A 20,896-nucleotide genomic window follows, 5' to 3' on the forward strand; every position below is an offset into this window, starting at 1 on the left:
CCGTAACAAGTACGGGGTGACAGGCATCGCCATTTTATCGTCTGCTTCTTTGGAAGTTGTTTTCAGGACGCTCGTAACGCATCGGCTTGAGCTGCTTGATGACATCGCGGAGTTCCTTGGGGAGTGGGCAATCGAAAACTTTGTGTTCTCCTTGCCAATCGAATTCCAGGCGGCAGCTGTGCAAGAATAAGCGGTTCAGTCCGAACTGCTTTTTGACTTCGCGGTTGAGCGCGAAGTCGCCGTAACGCGTATCGCCGAGAAGCGGATGCCCGATGCTTGCGAAGTGGGCGCGAATCTGGTGCATGCGGCCTGTTTCGAGCTTGATTTTCACAAGATCGTAGCCTTCGTAATGCTGCTTGACGCGGTAATGCGTGATGGCTTTCTGCGCGTTTTCGTCATCTTGGCCGACGAGCATTTTGCTGCCCTTAGCGCTGTCTGTGCGCAGGAGCGATTCGCTGATGGTGCCGCGGTCTTTCTTGAGGTTGCCTTTGACGAGTGCAAAGTAGAACTTGTCTACGACATGTTCGCGAATCATGCGGGTGAAGTCGCGGAGCGTGTCGCCGTGGAGAGCTGCAATGATGAGGCCGGAAGTTTCTTGGTCGAGGCGGTGGGCGATGGTCGGCTTGAAATCGAGACCTTCGTTACGTCCCCATTCCCAGAGGTATTCCACGAGGCTTTCGCCTGGGCGTGTGCCGCTGCCCGGCTGGCTGGCGAGTCCCGAGGGCTTGTTCACAATCACGTAATCTTCGGTTTGCACGACGAGGTCGAGCTCGTGAGCGCCCCAGTGCGCCTGCTTTTCGGCACCTGTGAGGTGGCGGCCCCAGGTGGACTTGTTCTTGGCGAAACCTGTTGCGCTTTTGGCATCGGGGCGTTGCGGGGTGTCCCCGCTCGAAGGGGTAGCGGGAGCCGCTTCGGCGGCGGAAGCGAGGGGAAGGCTTTCCCCCTTTTTGTCGTCTTCGCTTACGGATTTGAAGTTCTCGTAAATGTTGACCACGTCGCCTTCGACGAGCATCTGGTTAGCCTTGCCGACAACGCCGTTTACACGGACTTTCTTTTTGCGGATGACAGCGAAGAACACCGAGAGCGATTCTTCGGGGAATGCCTTGCGGAGGAAACGGTCAAGGCGCATGTTTGCAAAATTGCGATCGATAGTACGTGTAATCATTTTTAGTTACTAGTTAATGGTTTACTTGCATTTTTTGGCGTAGTGTGCAAGTCGTACGCCGTCTGCAGCACTGGTGACGATTCCGCCTGCGTAGCCGGCTCCTTCGCCGAGGACGAAGAGCCCTTGGGTGTTTACGCTTTCGAGCGTTTCGTTGTTGCGCGTGATGCGGAGCGGCGAACTGGTGCGCGTTTCGGGGGCGACAATCAGGCCTTCGTTGATGAATCCCGGAATTTTGCGGTCAAAATTTTGGAAGCCTTCGGCGAGACTTTGGCAAATAGTTTTGTCCATCCAATCCCATAGATTGCTTGGCACGAGCCCGCAAGGGTAGGTGGTTTTGGGGAGCGTTTTGTCTTCGCGGTGGGCGAGGAAGTTCTTGATCGTTTGCGCGGGAGCGGCGTAAACTTTTCCGCCGACGTTGTAGGCGTCGGTTTCGATTTTTCGTTGCAAGTCGAGACCGCCAAAAAGCGAACCGCTTGAAGGAATGTCAAAGCCTTCGGCGCCTGCAGTAATCGGGACGGCGATAGCGCCGTTGGCGAACGCTCCATTGCGGCGGCTATAGCTCATGCCGTTTGTCGCAAGTGTTCCCGGTTCTGAGGCACATGGCACAAGGACTCCGCCGGGGCACATGCAAAAGCTGTAGGCGCTCGAAGTCTTGTTGATGGTCGGCGTGGCGAGGAAATATTCGGCGGCTCCGGTGAGTCTTGTATCGACGTTAAGCCCGAGCTGTCGCATGTTGATGAGCGATTGTGGGTGTTCGACGCGGACGCCCATGGCGAACGCTTTGCTTTCGAGAGTCACGCCGCGAGCGTGGAGCATCTCGTAAACGCTACGAGCGGAATGCCCAACTGCAAGAACTAGCGCTTCGCATGGTTGCCAATGAGAAATCGCGGCGCTTGTATTGAATTGCTTCGCTTCGCTCGCAATGACGTTCTTTAGCTTGATCGCGCAGATTCGACCATCCTTAATTTCAATATCTTCAAGGCTCGTGTTGAAATGGATATGCCCGCCGAGGCGGACAATCTCGGCGCGGACTTGACGCAACATGAGTACGAGTTTGTCTGTGCCGATGTGCGGCTTTGCAAACGTGACGACGCTTTCGTCAACGCCGAAGTCCACCATGTCCTTGAGTACGGTTTCGCTGAACAGGTTGCGGCTACGGGTGTTGAGCTTGCCATCGCTGAATGCACCAGCTCCACCTTCGCCAAATAGCACGTTGCTGTAGGCGTTGAACTTGCGGTCTACAAAGAATTTGCGGATGTCGCGAAAACGTTCTTCGACTTGCTTACCTTGTTCGTAAATGTCGACGGCGAACCCTTTGCGCAAAAGATGTAGCGCAGCCCAAAGACCGCTAGGCCCTGCTCCAATGACATCCACGTGGCTAGCCATCGCTACAGTGTCTTTTAACGGTTCAGCATCGAGGCTGCGAATCTCGCGTTTAGATTCGATGAGCCCACGGGCGTTGTTCCCCGAGGCTCGGACTTTGCGCTTTAGGTCGAAAACGACATTGTAGGACCAGTGCAAGTCGCCTTTGCGTCGGGAGTCCAGCGAAAAACGTTCGACTTCGAGATTGAAGATTTCTTCGGGGTTCACTCGGAGCGTCTTGGCGAGCGCAAGACGGACTTCGCCTTTTTTTTCAAGGGCGACAGCGAGTTCTCTGTAGCGATATGTAAACATGTATGCCACAAATTTAGAAATATGGCAAAAAAATAGTTTTTTGGACTTGAGATAGTGGTTTACATTTTTTTATAATTGTGAAAACCCTAAAAATGGTAGTGATATATGTTTAAAGTTGGTTTTGATAACGATGCTTATCTAAAAACTCAATCTGAAAAAATTCAAGAACGTATCTCTAAATTTGGTGGAAAACTTTATCTTGAATTTGGTGGAAAACTTTTTGATGACCATCATGCAAGCCGCGTTTTGCCGGGCTTTGCTCCTGACTCCAAAATTCGCATGCTCGAAAAGCTCAAGGATAAGGCCGAAGTCATCATCGCCATCAATGCTGGCGACATCGAAAAGAACAAGGTTCGTGGCGACCTCGGGATTACTTACGATCAAGACGTTCTTCGCCTGATTGACGCTTTCCGCGGTTATGGCCTTTATGTGAGCAGTGTGGTGTTGACTCGCTGGCAAGAACAGCCGAGCGCAGTCGCTTACCAGAAAAAGCTCGAAAGCCTCGGACTCAAGGTCTATCGCCATTATCCGATTGCCGGTTATCCGAGCAACATCCCGCTCGTGGTGAGCGATGATGGTTATGGCAAGAATGAATTTGTTGAAACTTCTCGCGAACTTGTGGTGGTGACCGCTCCGGGTCCGGGTAGTGGAAAGATGGCCGTTTGCCTCTCGCAAATTTATCATGAAAACAAGCGCGGTGTCAAGGCTGGCTATGCCAAGTTTGAAACGTTCCCGATTTGGAACATCCCGCTCAAGCACCCGGTCAACCTCGCTTACGAAGCTGCAACGGCTGACTTGAACGACGTGAACATGATTGACCCGTTCCACTTGGAAGCTTACGGCAAGACGACGATTAACTACAACCGCGACGTCGAAATTTTCCCGGTGTTGAACGCTCTCTTTACGCGCATCCTCGGTGAATCTCCGTACAAGAGCCCGACGGACATGGGCGTGAACATGGCTGGCAACTGCATTGTTGACGACGCTGCTGTTTGTGAAGCCGCCAATGCCGAAATCATCCGCCGCTACTACAATACTTTGTGCCAAGTCCGCAAGGGCAATGCCGAAAAGGATCAAGTCTACAAGCTTGAACTTGTGATGGAACAGGCTCACATCAGCGCTAAGGACCGCAAGGTTGCTGTCGCCGCTGTGGCAAAGGCTGAAGAAACGAACGGTCCGGCAGTCGCTATTGAACTGAACGACGGTACGATTATTACGGGCAAGACTTCTTCGCTTCTCGGTGCATCTTCTGCTATGTTGCTCGATTCTCTCAAGCACTTGGCTGGCATTCCGGACGAAGTCCGCCTGCTCTCTCCGATGGTGATTGAACCGATTCAGAACCTCAAGACGAAACAGCTCGGCCACAAGAACCCGCGCTTGCACATGGACGAAGTTCTCGTGGCTCTCTCCGTTTGCGCTCTGACGGATTACAATGCAAAGATTGCGCTCGAAAAACTCCCGGAACTCCGCCATTGCGAAGTCCACTCCAGCGTGATTCTGTCGCAGGTTGACGTTGGTGTGTTCCGCCGCCTCGGTGTGAACCTCACGTCTGAACCGAATTACCAGACAAGTAAATTATATCATGGCTAGGAACGTCCGCTAATCGGCGCAAATAGCAGATACTTTTAGAAAAAGATTATCGAGAAATCGGTAGTCTTTTTCTTTTTGTTTGTATATTTAAAAAGTAATTTGATTAGAAGGATGGGTTTGAATGGCTAATGGTAAAGTTTACGATGATGTTGAAGTTCACGATATGAACGATGGATTTAAAAGCTCAAATCGCGCAAATGTAAGTATGGGAGATGAACAGAATGGCGCTCCCGTTGTCTGGAAAGCGCTTTCTGTAATTATCGCTATGCTTGCGGTGGTTTACGATTTATCTCCGATTGATGCGGTCCCGGATACGATTCCGCTGTTTGGCTGGCTTGATGATGTGGGCTTTACTGTAATGGCCGCTCTCAACGCTTATCAGCAATTTGCCAAAGATCAGAATTCCATGGTCGTTCGTCTGGCGAAGTATGTCAAATGGATGATGGTTGCCTTTATTGTGCTTGCTGGTGTCGCGGTGGGAGGCCTTATAACTGCGATTGTAGCCCTTGTAATGCACTAAATCTTTCTGCATCTGCGCTAAAAAATCTCCAAAAAATTATCCTCGTTGCTGACGGGGATGATTTTTTTTCGCCTTTTTAAGTTTTTTTGGGGCGAAAATAACCCCTAAAATAACCCTAGGATTAGCCCATTTGGGCTATTTTTTTTTGTTTGATTTTTTTTTACCTTGCTCCGCCGAACATTAAAAATGGAGACAAAAATGAAAAAACTAGTGCTTCTAGCAATCGTTTTGACAGCCTTCGCCTTGGCTGAAAAAACGCATCTTATCAAAGTCACTAAGGCCGACGGTACCACCGAGCGATTCTGGGTGGAAACAGTGTCGAAAATAACGTTTGTGGCCGACAAGAACGATTCGGCTAAGACCGTTTCGATTCCTCTGTCGATTCAGAAGCTTGATGCGTCGGTTTCATGGAATCGTCAAACCTCAAGCTTGTCCGTGGTCGTTCCTGAAGCTCGTTCGTCAGTTCAGATTTTTGATGTCTTGGGTAATTGCGTTTACCGTAACGCAAGTCTCGTGAAGGGCGCAAACGAAGTTCGTCCCGGTCTTAAGGCTGGCTTCTATGCCGTGCGCGTTCAATCGGGTGTCCGTCAGACAATTCTCAACATCAACGTGAAGGAGTAAGGGAAAATTATGAAAACGATTCAAACAGTTTCCGCCCTTCTTGCTGCATCGGCAACGCTTAGCATGGCTGGTGTCCTCAATGTTTATACAGAAGATGCCAAGAAAGCCTCGACAAGTCTTAACCTCACGACTATTGATAGCTTGACTTTCTCTGGAAAAGCCGAAAAGAAAGAGATGGAATTCTCGGGAAAGGCAAAGCAGAGCGCTATCAAGCTTTCGGATATGGATCACATTGATTTCACGCTCAAGGACAAGAGCAAGGAAACGATGACTGTCGTGGTGGGTGATGGTATCTTTGCGGGTAAGCATACATTCAAGCTTTCCGAAATCAAGAACATCGAAATTGTCGAAGTGGATTCCGATGAGGACAAGGATGGCGACGGCCTTACCGACCTTAGCGAGATTTACAAATACGACACGAACCCGAATTCTGCCGATACGGATGGTGACGGCTGGAGCGACGGTGAAGAACTTGCTGACGGCATGTATTCGCCCACGAACCCGACCAAGTTCAACCCGCGTATTGCTGATGTGCCGGGACTTAGGGTAACGCTCAAAAAATCGCCCCGCATTAACCTCAATGTTTCGGTTTCGGAAGGTGTAACAGAAAGCGTTTCTGTCACGGAAGGCAAGGAAATTACCAAGACGAATTCTGTGAGCTATGAACAGACACGCAGTGCAGACCTCATGAATTCTTGGGAACTTTCAACGACTCAAGGTTGGGAACTCGGCGGGAGTGTTGCAGATGGCTTTGAAGGTAAATATACGGGAAGTGTGACTGTAGGTTATAACGGCAGCTACACAACTTCCACAGGTATGAGCTGGAGTAGCACCGAAGAAAAAAGCGTTGCTGAAAACTACGAAAAAGCCGTTTCCAATGAAAAGTCTAAAGGCCGTGAAGTGAACGGAGCGACTCTCTGCATGCAGGTGGAACTCAAAAACACATCGGATATTGCGTTTACCATTGAGGCGTTAAAACTGTCTGCCTCTACTTACGACATTAAGGATACGAGTTCCTTGAAAATCTTGGCCGAATTGACCCGAGAAGGCGAATGGAGCGATGTCACTCTCAAGCCGGCGGAATCGGTTGATGCGAATTTCTGCAACGACAATGTGAAGGTTGAACTCATTGAAAATATGATTTACAATACGAGTTCCATCGTTCTTGGAGCTTCATCGCAAAAGGTAACTTTTGATGGTGGCTCCTCCGATTTTACTGTCGCTTACACGAAGGTTGCCGCCAAGACTGCCGATATCACCATTGATTACGGTCCCGGTTCTGCAGGTAACCCGTCGGCACGTTATCAGGTTGCAACAAATTACCGCTACAATGTCGACCACAAGGGTTCCGACGATATGTATGCGCAGACGACTCTTGCAGAACTTTTGCGCAATGCCCATGTAGATTTCGAACAGGATTCTGTTGTAGGCCCTTCAAAGAAGAAGCTTTATGGGCTGGCTTCTATTGAAGGATTCAAGTTTAGCTTGGCCGATAGCGCCATGTGGTATGTCACCATCCAGCGTGCAGCAAACCTCAAAAAAGGTATCAACACGATGGATTTGTACTCGTTCGCCTGTGCCTCCTACGATATGGAAAAGATTTTCATAGGTGCGGGTGATGCCGTGCATATCTTCTACAGCAAGGACCAAGACCACGATGGTGTGCCTCTCCCGACAGAACACCTGTTTGGAACGGATGACACCAAGGTGGATACGGATGGCGATGGTATTTCGGATTACGATGAAATCTCTGGTTGGACCAAGGGGGAATCGACTGTCAAGATTTATACAAGTCCAGTCGAAGCTGATACGGATGGCGATGGTATGAATGACAAGGAAGACCCGGAACCGACCAAGCGCCCGTTGTTTACGGATGCAAGCCTTTCCTTGCTCCAGGTGTTTCCTTCGCTAGAAGTGATCTCCTCGTCGCCGGCGAAAGATTCCGTTAAGTTGGATTTGGATTCCGCGGCTCTCGCTAAAGACAGCAATTTCTCTGTTTCTATTCAAGCGCCGATTGCTTTTATCAAGGTTGTGCCAAATGCAAAAAAGGTTACTTATGTGAAGTTTATAACGGATAGTAACGAGCAATGTGTACAAGGGAATGAAGTAAATGGCAAGAAAGTTTACACATTCAACACCCCGACACTTACGGTATTGAAGCCGACAAGTGTCAAGATTGAAGTGAATTCTGAAGATGAAAAAACGGTCAAAACATACACTTTGTCGATTTCTTCGTCTTTGAAACCTCCGACCAATTTGAAACTCAAAAAAAGCGAAAATCGAGATAATATTATAGTGACCTTTGATCGTTCTAAGGATTCTCGTGTAAATGGATATGTCGTTTTGCGAGCCCTCAAAGGAACCAATATACCGGATAGTATTTTGAACAAAACAAAAATCTTACATAAAGGTACTTATCAAAATATCAACACCTATGTAGATGATGACGGCGATGGAAGCTATACCGATGATGTTGGCGGTGGTTCTCCTTATTATTCTTATCGAGTTTTCGCCTATGCCAAGGAAGGAAACGACATGGTGTTCTCTAAAGGTACAGATCTGCATTCACGTAGTGTAGGCCGAATTCAGGTAACCTATAAGATGACTGACTTTGGTGGTGAACACTATATGTATGGCCTTAAGGGGCGAGCATTTATTGAAGCAAATGTTACTCTCTATGCAGGTGATGGTACCGGTGGAAGAAAGCTTTCTCATTGGTATGGGTATGATTGGAAGGCTGGAGACAATGATAATAAGGATGCTGTGTTTTTCTTGTCTAAATCAAAAGATACAAAAGACGTCATGCCTAGTACCGCTGAGCATACTGATACCATTGGCTCTGAGGGATTATATTTGGACTTCGATGTTTTGTCTAAGTCTTGCGAAGATGCTGCTGAAAAATGTAATGCTACTACTACCGCAAAACAGTCTATCACTTGGTCGTATGCTGAGATGGCAAAAGTTCTGAAGAATGATATAAAGGGGGATGGTAAAGTCGCTCCTTACAAGGGCTCGTTTAAATACCTTATGGGTTCGAGTGGATTCGATTTTAATCCAACAACAGATATATGCACTTCAGCTTGTGGTAATGAACCTCATACGGGTTATAAGTTCAAATTCGACTATGAATGGGTGGACGACAAGGACACTTATTAATCCATCCTAATAAATTCACAAAGCTCTCCTTATGCTCTGGGGGAGCTTTTTTTTGAGGTCATAATGAACCATTTTCGTTTAATTTTGGGATTGTCTTTGGGGCTGCTTAACGGCTTCGCATTAGCGTCTGATTTGCCTTCGTCAGTTGACAATTCGCAAACTCCATATTTTTTCCGCGGTTACGACCAGAGTGAATCGGGTGCGTGTGCCTCTGTTTCACGCATTACGATGTCGCTAGGCTATGAACGTAACGCCTATTACAGGGTTCCTGCGGATTCTTCGAACCTTTTGCCTGCGTTTTTCACATGGCAGGTCGTGGCATCCGGACATGCGTCCGAAGCTTTGCTTGCTCAAAAGGTGGGCATTCCCGATGCCGCCACTTACGGAGGAATTCTCTATTCTAACACTTACGGAAAACTCTCCGGCAATGTGGAAGAGGACTACGGCTGGATGCAGGGGTACTCGCGTTGGCATGATGCTATGCACAACAGAATCGACAGCGTGACTTTTGTTTCACTTGCAACTCCCGAAGGTAGGGATTCGCTCAAGGGTTGGCTCTACAATCATTGGGGCGATACGACTTTTGCCGCAGGTGGAGTAGCCGCCGCCAGTTTTGATATTGATTCCTGGACGCTGGATACCATTAAAGTCAAGGATGAATCCTGGGTTGTTGCAACATCGCTCCCGGGGGCGACAAATCATTCGATAACGATTGCGGGTTACAACGATAGCATTTGCATCGGTGAAGATTGCGGCGTGTGGATTGTGCAGAACAGCTGGGGTCTTTCCTTCGGAAATGAAGGCCGATTCCTTGTGCCCTACAGCGTCTATGCGGAGAGCCGTTCTCCTGTCGTTGAAGTCTTCCATTTGCGCAAGGATTATGCCCCCAAGCGCACCGTGAAAGTCCGCATGTCGTATGGAAATCGCTCAAAGATTCGGTTATCTGTAGGTGTTTCGCAGGATACGTCTTCGGAGGTTCCATCGAAAACGGAATATCTTTACCATTTCCGCAATGACGGCTTCAAGGGCCCAATGCTAGGCAAGTGGAAAGACGGCGTGCATACGGAGGAGATGGAATTCGGTTACGACCTTACGGATATTTCGTCGGGTTTCGATTTGAGAAAGCCGTTGAAGTATTTCTTTACCATTCAGCGAGATGATTACGAGGATGAAGGAACGCTCTCGTTTCTGAGCATCAAGGACTATGTCCGCGATAGCTTGGTGCAAGAGCTTGTCGTCAACGACGATACCGTAAAACTTTCGGATCAGGGGCGTTATGAATGGGCTTTTGTCATGCCTGGTAATCCGAATGCCGTTGTAGATTACGTCTTGAGTGGTAAATACACTTTCGAAAATATTCCAACTACAGATTCCAAGAGTTCTGTGCAAAACCTTCGAGACTGGAATCCTTCTACGGTTTGGAAATCTGCAAACTTGAACAAATTCCCTGTTGAATTTGCGATATCGACCGAAAAGGAAACTTTGGGGCTCATGTACCAAGGTGACGAAATGTCGGAAGGTTACTTGCGTAGCTTTACCATTTCGGGAACTACCGATGGTGAAGAATATCAAGTGCTTGCCACTGGAACGTTCAAGGAAGATGAAAACCCTCAGTATGTATTTTGGAAAAAGGGAAAATACACCCAAATCAAAATGGAAATCGATGACTTGTGGCCTTCAGAAGACAATTCAGCACATATTGCAGAACTGATGTTGATCGTGCCGCCGGATTCCGCAACATTTGAAACGGTTGAAGTGGAAGGGCTTGTTGCAGGCGGCCTCCCGGATGCGGATTATCCGCTGTTACCTTTTGGAAGCGACAGCTCCGATTCAACGGAAGAGAATAGTTTGCCCATTGCTGATTTTGGGGGATATCGCAACGGTCAAAGCGCAAGGCATGCACCTGCAAAAGTGCTTATTCGTAACCATGAAGTCCTGATTCTCAAGAATGGCGAGGTTTTCCGCATCAACGGTGCGCGGTAAGTAAAAGCGGAAATGCAAAAAAGACCACGAGTGGATCGTGGTCTTTCTGTTTATGCACTGATAGAATACTGAGTCCTTGCCTGAACGATTGATTCCAGGAAGTACCTGTGGATTCTCAGGTCGTTGTTCAGTTCCGGATGGAACGAAATGGCGAGTTGATTCTTGTACCGCACGGCGACGATTTGGTTTTGGACGGTCGCTAGAACTTGTACGTCTTTGCTTGCGCGCTGTATGAGCGGGGCTCGGATGAACGTCATCGGGATTTTTCCGATTCCTTCGAAAATTTCTTCAGTGTAGAAACTTCCGAGCTGCCTGCCGTAAGCGTTGCGTTCTACAGTAACGGGCGTTGTCGCAAAGTACGTGTGACCGTCGTTGCTCAATTTTTCGGCGAGCAATATGAGTCCTGCGCAAGTTCCAAAAGTCGGGAGTCCGCTTTCGATGCGTTCGCGTAAAGGCTCGAAAAGTCCGAGGTCGTGCAAAAGTTTTCCTTGCACGGTGCTTTCGCCGCCGGGTAAAATGAGTCCGTCGAAATCTTGTTCCAAGTCGCGCAACTGGCGGATTTCAAACGTCTCGACCCCAAGCTTTTCAAGCATCGTTCGGTGTTCTGCAAACGCTCCCTGTACGGCGAGTACGCCGATTTTGATGTGGTTGTTTGTTTTGTTTTCGCTCATTTACTTGCCTCGTTCAGCCATTAAAAGTGCAATTTCGTTTTCGTTGATGCCGACCATCGCTTCGCCCAAATCTTCGGAGAGCTTGGCGATGAGCTTGGCGTCCGTGTAGTTTGTGACTGCTTGTACAATGGCGGCGGCACGCTTGGCTGGATTGCCGGACTTGAAAATGCCCGAACCGACGAACACGCCTTCGGCGCCGAGTTGCATCATGAGTGCTGCGTCGGCGGGTGTGGCAACGCCTCCTGCGGCAAAGTTCACGACGGGGAGTCGCTTGTGGTCGTGAACGTACTTTACGAGTTCGTACGAGACTTGCAATTCCTTGGCGCGGTTGAAAAGCTCATCTTCGCGCATGGACGAGATGCGTGCGATTTCCTGATTCATGAGGCGAATGTGACGGACTGCCTGTACGATGTCGCCGGTTCCTGGTTCGCCTTTGGTGCGGATCATGGAAGCGCCTTCTTCGATGCGGCGGAGGGCTTCGCCGAGGTCGCGGGCACCGCAGACGAACGGCACTTTGAATTCGTGCTTGTTGATATGGAATACGTCATCGGCGGGGGAGAGTACTTCGCTTTCGTCGATATAGTCAATTTCGATGGCTTCGAGGAGTTGTGCTTCGACAAAGTGACCGATACGGCACTTGGCCATCACGGGGATGGAAACGGCATCTTGAATTCCCTTGATCATCTTGGGATCGCTCATGCGTGAGACTCCGCCTGCGGCGCGGATATCGGCGGGGATGCGTTCGAGGGCCATGACGGCGGCTGCACCGGCTGCTTCTGCTATTTTTGCCTGTTCCGGGGTAGTCACATCCATAATGACTCCGCCTTTAAGCATTTGGGCGAGATTCTTGTTGAGTTCGTAGCGATTTTCTGTAGACATTTGGGGGCTCCTTGTTTTGCGTGTCATCCTGAGCGTGGTTCGACAGGCTTACCAACCTTAAAAGATCCCTGAGCTTGCCGAAGGGCTGCGTTAATGACTCTAGTGTTTTCTTGTTTTCGAGGCATAATTTAGGCTTTTTGTTGACTTTATCAAATGTTCAAATTTCTATTATTTTAATAGGTTCAGTTTAATGCCAGTTTGTGGTCAGTTTTTTCAAATGGAATGCTTGATAATGCAAGAACTTCGCATTGTAAAAACACTCGAAACGGTCCTCGCTCGCTTCACTCGCTGCGAATTGTTTCTCGCACGTTTTTACGACGCTCGTTTACGAGAATTTCAGTATTTCTTAATGAAAAAACTTGAGTTTGTTCCCGTTTTGCTAGAAGGAGTTCGCACAAATGCTTTCATATGATATCTCAAAGGCGGGGGATGATACTCTTTATCATTTCTTGTATCGTTCTATCAAGGACGATATTCTGTCGGGGCGTCTTGAAGCGGATGCGAAGCTTCCGTCGAAGCGTCCGTTTGCAAATGCGCTGGGCGTGAGCGTCGTGACCGTTGAAAATGCGTACGAGCAGCTTTTAGCCGAAGGCTTTATTTACTCGCTTCCGCGCAAGGGCTTTTTCGTTGCGGTGATTCAATCAAAAAATCCGCAGATTCTTCCCAAGCCTGTTCCGACCAAGCAATCCCGTGAGTCGCAACGCGTTGAAACGCCTAAGGCTCTACATTACATTGCAGACTTTGTCAATAATCAAGTAGATGCTTCGACATTCCCGTTCTCGACGTGGGCGAAGATTACGCGAAAAGTCCTTTGTGAACAGCAAAATGAACTGCTGACTCGTTCGCCAAATTCAGGAGTCCTTGCTCTCCGAAAAGCGATTGCTAAAATGCTTCTGGATTTTCGCGGAATGCGTGTGGATCCGGAACAGATTGTCGTTGGCGCTGGGACGGATTGCCTTTACACTTGGCTTGTGCAACTATTGGGCTTTGATAAAAAGTACGGCGTCGAAGACCCCGGCTACAGCAAGATTTCTAAAATTTACCAAAAGCTAAATGTTGTTTGCAATTTTATCCCGCTTGATGAGCATGGCATTCGCATAGACCAGCTTGAAGAAACTTGCACGGACGTTGTCCATCTTTCGCCATCGCACCATTTCCCGACAGGGAAGGTAATGCCCGTGAGCCGTCGCTATGAACTCTTGAGTTGGGCTTCAAAATCGAGCAACCGCTACATTGTCGAAGATGAATACGATAGCGAATTCCGCATGGTGGGCCGCCCGATACCTGCGTTGCAAAACATTGACGTGCAAGACAAGACGGTTTATATAAATTCATTTTCTAAAACGCTTGCTTCTACGGTGCGCGTGGGCTACATGATTCTCCCGAAACCGCTTGCGCAAAAATTTCACAAAGAATTTTCATTTTACACTTGCACTGTATCGAACCTTGAACAGTACGTACTCGCAAAATTCATCAGCGGCGGTCATTACGAAAAGCACATCAACCGTATGCGCAATTTTTACCGTCACCGTCGCGATACTCTGCTTGATATCATCCGTCGCAGCTCGCTTCACGACCGCGTTGAAATCGCTGAACAAGATGCCGGCTTGCACTTTATTCTAAAAGTGAAGACCACGCTTTCCGACGAAGAATTTTGCAATCGGGCTCTCGAAAAAGGCGTACGCATCGGAGCACTTTCGGATTATTACACGATGGACGAACCTTCGCAACACGAATTTGTCATCAACTATTCATCTGTACCCGAAAAACAGATGAAAAAGGCTATTTCGCTGCTTGAAAAAATTGTGGAGTGAGATTTTCTTGCTTTGTCACCCCGGATTTATTCTCTTTGACCACTTAGAACTTTGACGCTTTGCGTCAGCATCTTCGGCTCAATCATGACAGTCTGCAAGCAGCCTGTCGCGACACTCGCCTTGAATGCAACTAGCACTTATGTGGTCATGATCCGCGAATGGGGACGGGGTCGCCTTTTTCAATCCCCAAATTTCTTATATTTCCTTCAAATGTATGGGGAGGAGATGTTTATGAAAATGTTTGCAAAGTTTGTGCCGTTTATGCTTGTGACAGCTATGTCTGTCTTTACCGCCTGTGGTGGCGATTCTGGCAGCAATGCTGATTCCGAAGAACCTGTGTCTAGCAGTGCTGTGAAAAAATCCAGCAGCAGCAAGGCGAAGTCAAGCTCTTCAACAAAAAATTCCTCCTCAAGCACAAAATCTTCTTCGTCTTCGAAAACGCCCTCAAGTGCGAGCAGTGCTAAGGCTATATACGACGAAAAAAACAACACCATGAAGGACCCTCGCGACAACAAGACCTACAAGACCGTGAAAATCGGCGATCAGGTTTGGATGGCGGAAAACTTGAATTATAATTCGTGCTTTAGCTATTGCTATGGTGAAGAACCTTCATACATGCAAAATAGTAACCCTGGCTTATGCAATAAGTACGGTCGTCTTTACAAGTGGGAAGCTGCAACGGAGGCTTGCCCTGGCGGTTGGCACTTGCCCTCTAAGGATGAATTTGAAACCTTGATCCAAACAGTCGGCGGAAGCGATAATGCGGGGATAAAGCTCAAGTCTGTTGACGGCTGGAAATTTGAGAAAAAAGAAACGGTCGGAACGGATGAGTATGGCTTTTCTGCCCTCCCTGGAGGCTACAGAATGGAATATGATTTTAGTGGTTATGTCTCTCAGAATGTTAAATCGTACGATTTTATTGGTGACAAGACTGCGGCGTATTTCTGGAGTTCTACGGAAGATATTGAATCGTCGACTAGGCTGGATGGCAATAGGATTCTGGTTGATCACGCGATCAGCATGTCTTTGGATAATCGTTACGCATCGGCTGATATTGGGGGCGAGCCGATGGATAATGCATTGTCCGTCCGCTGCGTTTTGGATTCCAGAACTTCGTCTAATGAAAAGTCTAGCAGTAGCAAGGCAAAGTCTTCGTCTAGTGCAAAGTCTTCTTCATCTGCGAAGTCCTCTTCATCTGCGAAATCGGAGAGCTCTGTGGCTGTGCCAAAAGGCTGCAAAACTTCAACCGAAGATAATTGCGAGTATGGCGAGCTGGTGGATGACCGCGACGGACAAACTTACAAGACTGTGAAAATCGGTGACCAGTGGTGGATGGCCCAGAATCTGAATTACAGAAGAGAGGCAAAATACAAAAACGATTATTGCTATTGTTACAATAATTCAAAAGATAATTGCGATAAGTTTGGGCGCTTATATGTATGGGATGCAGCTGCGGACGCTTGTCCCAAGGGATGGCATCTGCCTTCCACAGCGGAATGGAAAACCTTGATTGACTCAGTGGGGGGCGAAAAAGTCGCTGGCATAACACTCAAGACGAGTGACTGGATCTCCAGTGGCGAGGCGACGGATGCTTTCGGTTTTTCCGTGCTTCCTGCAGGTTTCAGGGACTGGGTCTCAAACTATTATTGGGAGGTGGGTTATCAAGCGTTCTTTTGGACCTCTGATGAATATGAAAACAGTAGTGGATGCGTGTATTTTCAGGGTCAGTATGATAACGCGGATATCCGCTCCAGAGACGCAGACTACGGTTATTCTGTCCGTTGCGTGATGGATGTCGAGCCAAAGCCTTCGGTTACAGAGCCTACGGCGAAAGCCTGCAAAACTGAAACTAAAGATGAATGTGAATATGGCACGCTAACGGACTCCCGCGACAAACAAACTTACAAGACCGTGAAAATTGATAAGCAATGGTGGATGGCTGAAAATCTGAACTTTGATGCGGAAGGCAGTCTTTGCTTTAATAACGATCCTAGCAAGTGTGCAAAACATGGCCGCTTCTACTTTTGGTCTGCTGCTATGGATAGTGTAGGCGAGTGGAGCTCGAATGGCAAGGATTGCGGCATGGGCAATATATGTACGCCGACTTACCCTGTACGTGGGGTATGCCCCGAAGGGTGGCATTTGCCGACCAGTGAAGAATATGAAATTTTATTTGCGGCAGTCGGAGGCGAGTTGATGGGTGGCAAGGTGCTGAAATCAACAAGTGGCTGGTATGATAATGATTATGATGCAAAACCGGGAACGGATGACTACGCGTTCTCGGTTTTGCCCACCGAATCTAGATATGACACGGAAGATGATTTGTGGACATACATTTGGACATCTACAGGGCTTTATGAATCTGCTGCGACGACCATAATATTCGTATATGATAGAGATGATGTGTTAATGACCGACATGGTCAAGGACTTTGCGTATCCAGTCCGTTGCGTAAAAAATTAGCGAGCCGAGTGTCGCAGAAATGCAAAAAAGACCGCGTGCAATCGCGGTCTTTTTGTATGAAAAGTGTTACTGGATCCTTCGCCTTCGCTCAGGATGACGCCGAAGGCGTCACTTCACGCTTGCAGTCAGCAACTTGGTTGTGAGTTGCAAGCGCCCGGTATTAACCGGGCGTGGCAACGAGAGCGAGGCCCGGTAGGATTTACTTACCAGCAGCTTGGCCGAGCAGTCGTGTGACCGCAGCGACATATTCTGCCGGGTTCGGAAGCGGAGAACCTTCGGCAAGCAAAGCCTGACCGTAGAGGGCCTTCGGCCAATCGCCAAGATCTTCGTTCGCTTCGGCTTTCTTCTTGAGCATTTCGCAAATCGGGTGCGTCGGGTTGATTTCCAGAATACGCTTGCTCTTAGGCAAGTTCTTCTGGCCCATCGCCTTCATCATGCGTTCCATCTGAGCGCTCATCGCATCTTCGCTTGTCACGAGGCAGCAAGGGCTGTCTTTGAGGCGGCTAGACACGCGGACTTCTTTGATGTTTTCGTCCAAGACCTTCTGCAAGTTTTCGCAGAGACCCTTGAAAATGCCCTTGTTCTCTTCTTCGGCCTTCTTTTCTTCTTCGGTCTTTTCGAAGTCCACATCGCCACGGGAAATGTCGTGGAACTTCTTGTCGCCGAATTCCGTGAGGCTAGACATCATGAATTCATCAATGCCGTCGCTCATGAGCAACACTTCGTAGCCCTTGGCCTTGAAGGCTTCGAGCATCGGGTTCGACTTGATGGCGTTCTTGTCGCCCACGAGGTAGTAGATTTCCTTCTGACCTTCCGGCATGCGCTTTACGTATTCGTCGAGGCTAACGAGAGCGTCGCCTTCGGTCTTGGTGCTTTCGAAACGGAGCAACTTCTTGAGTTCATCAAGATGTTCCCAGTTCATGTAGAAGCCTTCCTTCAAGACCATGCCGAGTTCACGCCACCAGGCGTTGTACTTAGCGACATCCTTGTCAGCCATGTTCTGCAAGGCGTCGAGCACCTTCTTAATCACATGCTTGCGGATGTTCGTGATAATCTTGTTGTTCTGCAAGATTTCACGGGACACGTTCAACGGCAAGTCTTCGCTATCCACCACACCGCGCACAAAGCGGAGCCACGGCGGCAGCAGGTCCTTGCAGTCGTCCATGATAAAGACTTTTTTCACGTAGAGCTTGAGGCCGTGCAGAGCGTCGTTGTGCCAAATGTTGAACGGAGCCTTTGACGGAATGTACACAAGGCTCCAGAATTCCTGGGAACCTTCGGCGTGGCTGTGGCTCCAAGCGGCCGGTTCGTCGGCTTCGTGGCTGATGACGTTGTAGAAATCCTTGTACTGTTCTTCGGTGACTTCCTTTTCGCTCTGGCGCCACAAAGCGGTCTTGTCGTTCAAACGTTCTTCGGGCTTTTCTTCAAGTTCGCCCTTGTCGTTCTTCGTTGCTTCCGGATGGAAGTAAATGCCGTAGCTCACGAAACCGCTATACTTTTGGACGATGTCCTTGATCTTCCATTCGCTCGCGAAATCTTCGGCGTCTTCGTCGTCCTTGAGGTAAAGCGTAATCTTGGTGCCCACCTTGTCGAGCGGTGCTTCAGAAATTTCGAAATCGCCCGTGCCTTCGGAGCTCCACAGGTAACCCTGCGTTTCGCCAGCCTTGAGCGTCAAGACTTCGACCTTCTTGGCGACCATGAACACGGAGTAGAAACCCACACCGAACTGACCGATGAGATCGACGCTGCCCTTGTCGGCATCTTTCAAGTTCTTGATGAAGTTCTTGGTGCCGCTACGTGCAATCGTGCCCAAGCAGTTGATCAAGTCTTCCTTGTTCATGCCGATACCGTTGTCTTCGACAACGAGGCGCTTGCCTTCCTTGTTCACCGAAATATCGATGCGCAACTGCGTGCCCACCGGGAGGAGGCTGGAGTTCGAAAGCGAGAGGAAACGACGCTTGTCGAGTGCATCTGCTGCGTTAGAAACCAATTCGCGGAGGAAAATTTCCTTGTTGCTGTAAAGAGAATTGATCATCAAGTTCAGCATGTCGCGAACTTCGGTCTGGAACTCCATCTTTTCTGTTGCCATTTTAATCTCCTGTTAAATTTTTAAGCAATCCCGCAATTTTAATGTTTCAAATTGAAACCAAAGGGCGGTTTTGTTTTGTTTCCGCGCTAGTATATGCAAGAACCGTGCCAATGATTTGAAAAGTTCCCATGAAAAAAGAGGGGGAACTCCCCTCGGAAAAAGATTAATTATTTATATGAATCAGAAAGGAAGGTATTATGCAGTAAACATCGACATTATCATATATAATGCAGTATTTTCAACTTTAACCAATATGTACCAACAAAAGATGAAAAGCAATGTTTTCGTGAACCAATGTTTGCAATTTGATGCTTTTATTACTTTTTTACATATTGCAATGTTGGCTATGATTGCAATGATGATAAGCGGTATCCAAAGAATATTCATATATTAATCTCTTGCTTATGTTTGGTTTTCACTTCGCTCAAAAAGAGCCTCTATAAGACCTACTTTTGAATATACCTTATTTTATGAGTCTTTGTAAGCTCATGTAATTCAATAGTTGACAAAATAAACGATTTTGCTAATGGTTGATTGCAGAACAACCAATCGCCTCGGTCATGACAACTTTTGCGAGCAAAGTTGTCGCGACTCTCGGCTTAAAGTTGTTTGCAAAATTTGCAAAGTTTCACTTTTTGAGAAATCGCTGTTGTAGATTAGAACCTCCAAACTTAATGGAGGTATATATATGAACATAAAGGCGTCCGTTATGATGTCTATGCTCGTGAGACAAATGAAAATGGAGAAGCAATCCGTTCTTTTGATTTGGAATAGCATCCAAGGCGAATGTCGCGGCAGACCGCTTGCGGGCTGACATGACTGAGCCGCAGATGCAGACACCGAGGGCGTCAAATGCAGATAGTCAATCCACTAAGTAATCGTACTTTCAAAAATTTTTGAGCTTCGCTCCAAATCCGCTGCGGCTCGGAAATGCCCAACAAGTTGGTCACTTCTCTCGCCTTGCAAGATTTATTATTTTTAATAAGTACGAGGAGTTCTCTAATCCCGTCGTGAAGGCTTACATGAAGTATTTTGCGACTAGGAACGCAGATTCTTGTGAAACAGAAACAATCAACGACCAAGTGTCTTTTTACAAAGCCGACACTCTCATAAGGAACAAGTATATGACTTACGAATTTGACCTTCATGAAAGCAAGGATGAAGGAAGGGCTGAAGGCATTGCTCAGGCAAAACTCGAAATGGTCGACGCGATGCTGGCTAATGATATTCCTATTGAAAAGATTGCAATTATTTCTGGTATTCCACAAGAAGAAATTCTAAAGCGTAGCGCTCAGCACTGATGTCACTAAAAGAATGACGATTATCTAAAAACTTTCTAAAAAAGAAAAACGCCCGTTCACTATCCTGTGAACGGGCGCTTTGCGTATAAAGTCTATTACAGCAAAATCAATCCGAGAATGCCGACCGCCCAGACGTACCAGGCGAAGTGCTGGAACTTGCCCTTTTGGACAAAGTTCATGAGCCACTTGAGGGCGATGACGCCGAAGATGAATGCGACGATCATGCCGACCAAAAGTTCTGGGGTGAAATTACCTGCTTCGGCGCACTTGGCTGCTTTTTCGGGATTTTCCAAAGCCATCTGGGCGACCTTTTCAACGTTCTGGCACTTGAACCACTTGATGCAATCGAGGAGTGCTGCACCGCCAACGGCCGGAATGCTCATGAGGAAGCTGAATTCACCGGCGTACTTGCGGTTCACGCCCATGAACATCATGGCGCTGATGGTTGAGCCGCTACGGCTGATGCCCGGGATGCAGGCGATGCCCTGTACGGTGCCGGTCACGAGTGCGCGCCACCAGTTCATCTTGACGCCTTCGTTATCCGGGTGCTTGGCGCCGGTCGGGCCCCACTGCGATGTGAAAAGCAAAAGACCGGTGAAAAGTTCTGCAACGCAGACGGCGCGCGGGTTTTCGAACAGGCTTTCAAGCGCATCCTTGAAGCCGAGGCCGATCATTGCAGTCGGGATGCTCGCGAGAATGATGTAGCCCGCTTCGCGGAGCTGGTCGCGATCGCGACGGAGGCAACCGACGATGATATCTGTAATCTTCTTGTGGAACACCACGAAGATCGAAAGCAGCGTGCCTGCGTGGAGCATGATGTCAAAGAACATGCCCGCTTCGTTCATGTTTAAAAGTTCGTGCCCGAGCACTAAATGGCCGGAGCTGGAGATGGGGAGGAATTCGGCGAGGCCCTGCAAAAGGCCGAGAATGATAGATTCGAACATAGTAAGCTAAATGTAGTAAATTAGTT

General features: G+C 48.3%; 14 protein-coding genes. 8 read left to right on the forward strand and 6 right to left on the reverse strand.

From position 1 onward, the window contains the following. Positions 1–34: 34 nt before the first annotated feature. Complete coding sequence (locus B9Y77_RS00465) at positions 35–1,165, reverse strand: RluA family pseudouridine synthase (RefSeq protein WP_085490064.1); 1,131 nt, start codon at positions 1,163–1,165, stop codon at positions 35–37. 21 nt (positions 1,166–1,186) lie between these two features. Further along, the gene (locus B9Y77_RS00470; protein WP_085490065.1) at positions 1,187–2,839 is read right to left on the reverse strand and encodes an NAD(P)/FAD-dependent oxidoreductase; all 1,653 of its coding nucleotides are present in this window, start codon (positions 2,837–2,839) and stop codon (positions 1,187–1,189) included. Positions 2,840–2,944: 105 nt separating this feature from the next. On the opposite strand from B9Y77_RS00470, the gene B9Y77_RS00475 reads away from it, so the two are divergent. The 5 genes from B9Y77_RS00475 (at position 2,945) to B9Y77_RS00495 (ending at position 10,709) form a co-directional block, all read left to right on the forward strand. Beyond that, positions 2,945–4,429, forward strand: a complete 1,485-nt coding sequence (locus B9Y77_RS00475) for a DUF1846 domain-containing protein (protein WP_085490066.1) — start codon at positions 2,945–2,947, stop codon at positions 4,427–4,429. 121 nt (positions 4,430–4,550) lie between these two features. After that, positions 4,551–4,949 carry a YkvA family protein gene (locus B9Y77_RS00480; RefSeq protein ID WP_085490067.1) on the forward strand — a complete coding sequence of 133 codons (399 nt, stop codon included), beginning with the start codon at positions 4,551–4,553 and terminating at the stop codon, positions 4,947–4,949. A gap of 198 nt (positions 4,950–5,147) precedes the next feature. Beyond that, positions 5,148–5,570, forward strand: coding sequence for a T9SS type A sorting domain-containing protein (locus B9Y77_RS00485; RefSeq protein WP_073424582.1), 423 nt, complete (start codon positions 5,148–5,150; stop codon positions 5,568–5,570). Between the two features lie 9 nt (positions 5,571–5,579). Continuing rightward, a complete protein-coding gene (locus B9Y77_RS00490; protein WP_073424581.1) occupies positions 5,580–8,726 on the forward strand; it encodes a thrombospondin type 3 repeat-containing protein in 3,147 nt (1,048 codons plus the stop codon). A gap of 63 nt (positions 8,727–8,789) precedes the next feature. Next, on the forward strand, positions 8,790–10,709 hold the full coding sequence (locus B9Y77_RS00495; RefSeq protein WP_085490068.1) for a C1 family peptidase: 1,920 nt from the start codon (positions 8,790–8,792) through the stop codon (positions 10,707–10,709). A 50-nt stretch (positions 10,710–10,759) separates the two neighbouring features. Here the strand turns inward: B9Y77_RS00495 and pdxT are convergent, their stop codons facing one another. Continuing rightward, on the reverse strand, positions 10,760–11,353 hold the full coding sequence (gene pdxT, locus B9Y77_RS00500; protein ID WP_170861530.1) for a pyridoxal 5'-phosphate synthase glutaminase subunit PdxT: 594 nt from the start codon (positions 11,351–11,353) through the stop codon (positions 10,760–10,762). 27 nt (positions 11,354–11,380) lie between these two features. Next, positions 11,381–12,259: a pyridoxal 5'-phosphate synthase lyase subunit PdxS gene (gene pdxS, locus B9Y77_RS00505; RefSeq protein ID WP_073424578.1), complete on the reverse strand. Its 879-nt coding sequence runs from the start codon at positions 12,257–12,259 to the stop codon at positions 11,381–11,383. Positions 12,260–12,657: 398 nt separating this feature from the next. Here pdxS and B9Y77_RS00515 point away from each other — a divergent pair, with 398 nt between their 5' ends. Together B9Y77_RS00515 and B9Y77_RS00520 are read left to right on the forward strand one after the other, a co-directional pair. Next, complete coding sequence (locus B9Y77_RS00515; protein WP_085490069.1) at positions 12,658–14,073, forward strand: MocR-like pyridoxine biosynthesis transcription factor PdxR; 1,416 nt, start codon at positions 12,658–12,660, stop codon at positions 14,071–14,073. Between the two features lie 231 nt (positions 14,074–14,304). After that, positions 14,305–16,536 (forward strand): fibrobacter succinogenes major paralogous domain-containing protein, encoded by a 2,232-nt coding sequence (locus tag B9Y77_RS00520; RefSeq protein WP_085491406.1) that lies wholly within the window; start codon positions 14,305–14,307, stop codon positions 16,534–16,536. 199 nt (positions 16,537–16,735) lie between these two features. Here B9Y77_RS00520 and htpG read toward each other — a convergent pair whose 3' ends face one another. Continuing rightward, on the reverse strand, positions 16,736–18,625 hold the full coding sequence (htpG, locus tag B9Y77_RS00525; RefSeq protein WP_085490070.1) for a molecular chaperone HtpG: 1,890 nt from the start codon (positions 18,623–18,625) through the stop codon (positions 16,736–16,738). A gap of 1,022 nt (positions 18,626–19,647) precedes the next feature. Here htpG and B9Y77_RS00535 point away from each other — a divergent pair. After that, the gene (locus B9Y77_RS00535; protein ID WP_254899869.1) at positions 19,648–19,926 is read left to right on the forward strand and encodes a hypothetical protein; all 279 of its coding nucleotides are present in this window, start codon (positions 19,648–19,650) and stop codon (positions 19,924–19,926) included. A 95-nt stretch (positions 19,927–20,021) separates the two neighbouring features. Here the strand turns inward: B9Y77_RS00535 and B9Y77_RS00540 are convergent, their stop codons facing one another. Then, positions 20,022–20,870 (reverse strand): undecaprenyl-diphosphate phosphatase, encoded by an 849-nt coding sequence (locus B9Y77_RS00540; RefSeq protein ID WP_073424574.1) that lies wholly within the window; start codon positions 20,868–20,870, stop codon positions 20,022–20,024. Between the last annotated feature and the right edge of the window lie 26 nt (positions 20,871–20,896).

The organism is Fibrobacter sp. UWB13, assembly GCF_900177805.1.
In the GTDB taxonomy this organism is placed as follows: Bacteria; Fibrobacterota; Fibrobacteria; order Fibrobacterales; family Fibrobacteraceae; genus Fibrobacter.

What these genes read in the sequence shown, in the direction of transcription:
- htpG (WP_085490070.1), bottom strand. Translation starts at nt 18,625, where the DNA reads ATGGCAACAGAAAAGATGGAGTTCCAGACCGAAGTTCGCGACATGCTG.
- B9Y77_RS00480 (WP_085490067.1), top strand. Translation starts at nt 4,551, where the DNA reads ATGGCTAATGGTAAAGTTTACGATGATGTTGAAGTTCACGATATGAAC.
- pdxS (WP_073424578.1), bottom strand. Translation starts at nt 12,259, where the DNA reads ATGTCTACAGAAAATCGCTACGAACTCAACAAGAATCTCGCCCAAATG.
- B9Y77_RS00540 (WP_073424574.1), bottom strand. Translation starts at nt 20,870, where the DNA reads ATGTTCGAATCTATCATTCTCGGCCTTTTGCAGGGCCTCGCCGAATTC.
- B9Y77_RS00465 (WP_085490064.1), bottom strand. Translation starts at nt 1,165, where the DNA reads ATGATTACACGTACTATCGATCGCAATTTTGCAAACATGCGCCTTGAC.
- B9Y77_RS00495 (WP_085490068.1), top strand. Translation starts at nt 8,790, where the DNA reads ATGAACCATTTTCGTTTAATTTTGGGATTGTCTTTGGGGCTGCTTAAC.
- B9Y77_RS00520 (WP_085491406.1), top strand. Translation starts at nt 14,305, where the DNA reads ATGAAAATGTTTGCAAAGTTTGTGCCGTTTATGCTTGTGACAGCTATG.
- B9Y77_RS00470 (WP_085490065.1), bottom strand. Translation starts at nt 2,839, where the DNA reads ATGTTTACATATCGCTACAGAGAACTCGCTGTCGCCCTTGAAAAAAAA.
- B9Y77_RS00485 (WP_073424582.1), top strand. Translation starts at nt 5,148, where the DNA reads ATGAAAAAACTAGTGCTTCTAGCAATCGTTTTGACAGCCTTCGCCTTG.
- B9Y77_RS00490 (WP_073424581.1), top strand. Translation starts at nt 5,580, where the DNA reads ATGAAAACGATTCAAACAGTTTCCGCCCTTCTTGCTGCATCGGCAACG.
- B9Y77_RS00515 (WP_085490069.1), top strand. Translation starts at nt 12,658, where the DNA reads ATGCTTTCATATGATATCTCAAAGGCGGGGGATGATACTCTTTATCAT.
- B9Y77_RS00475 (WP_085490066.1), top strand. Translation starts at nt 2,945, where the DNA reads ATGTTTAAAGTTGGTTTTGATAACGATGCTTATCTAAAAACTCAATCT.
- B9Y77_RS00535 (WP_254899869.1), top strand. Translation starts at nt 19,648, where the DNA reads ATGAAGTATTTTGCGACTAGGAACGCAGATTCTTGTGAAACAGAAACA.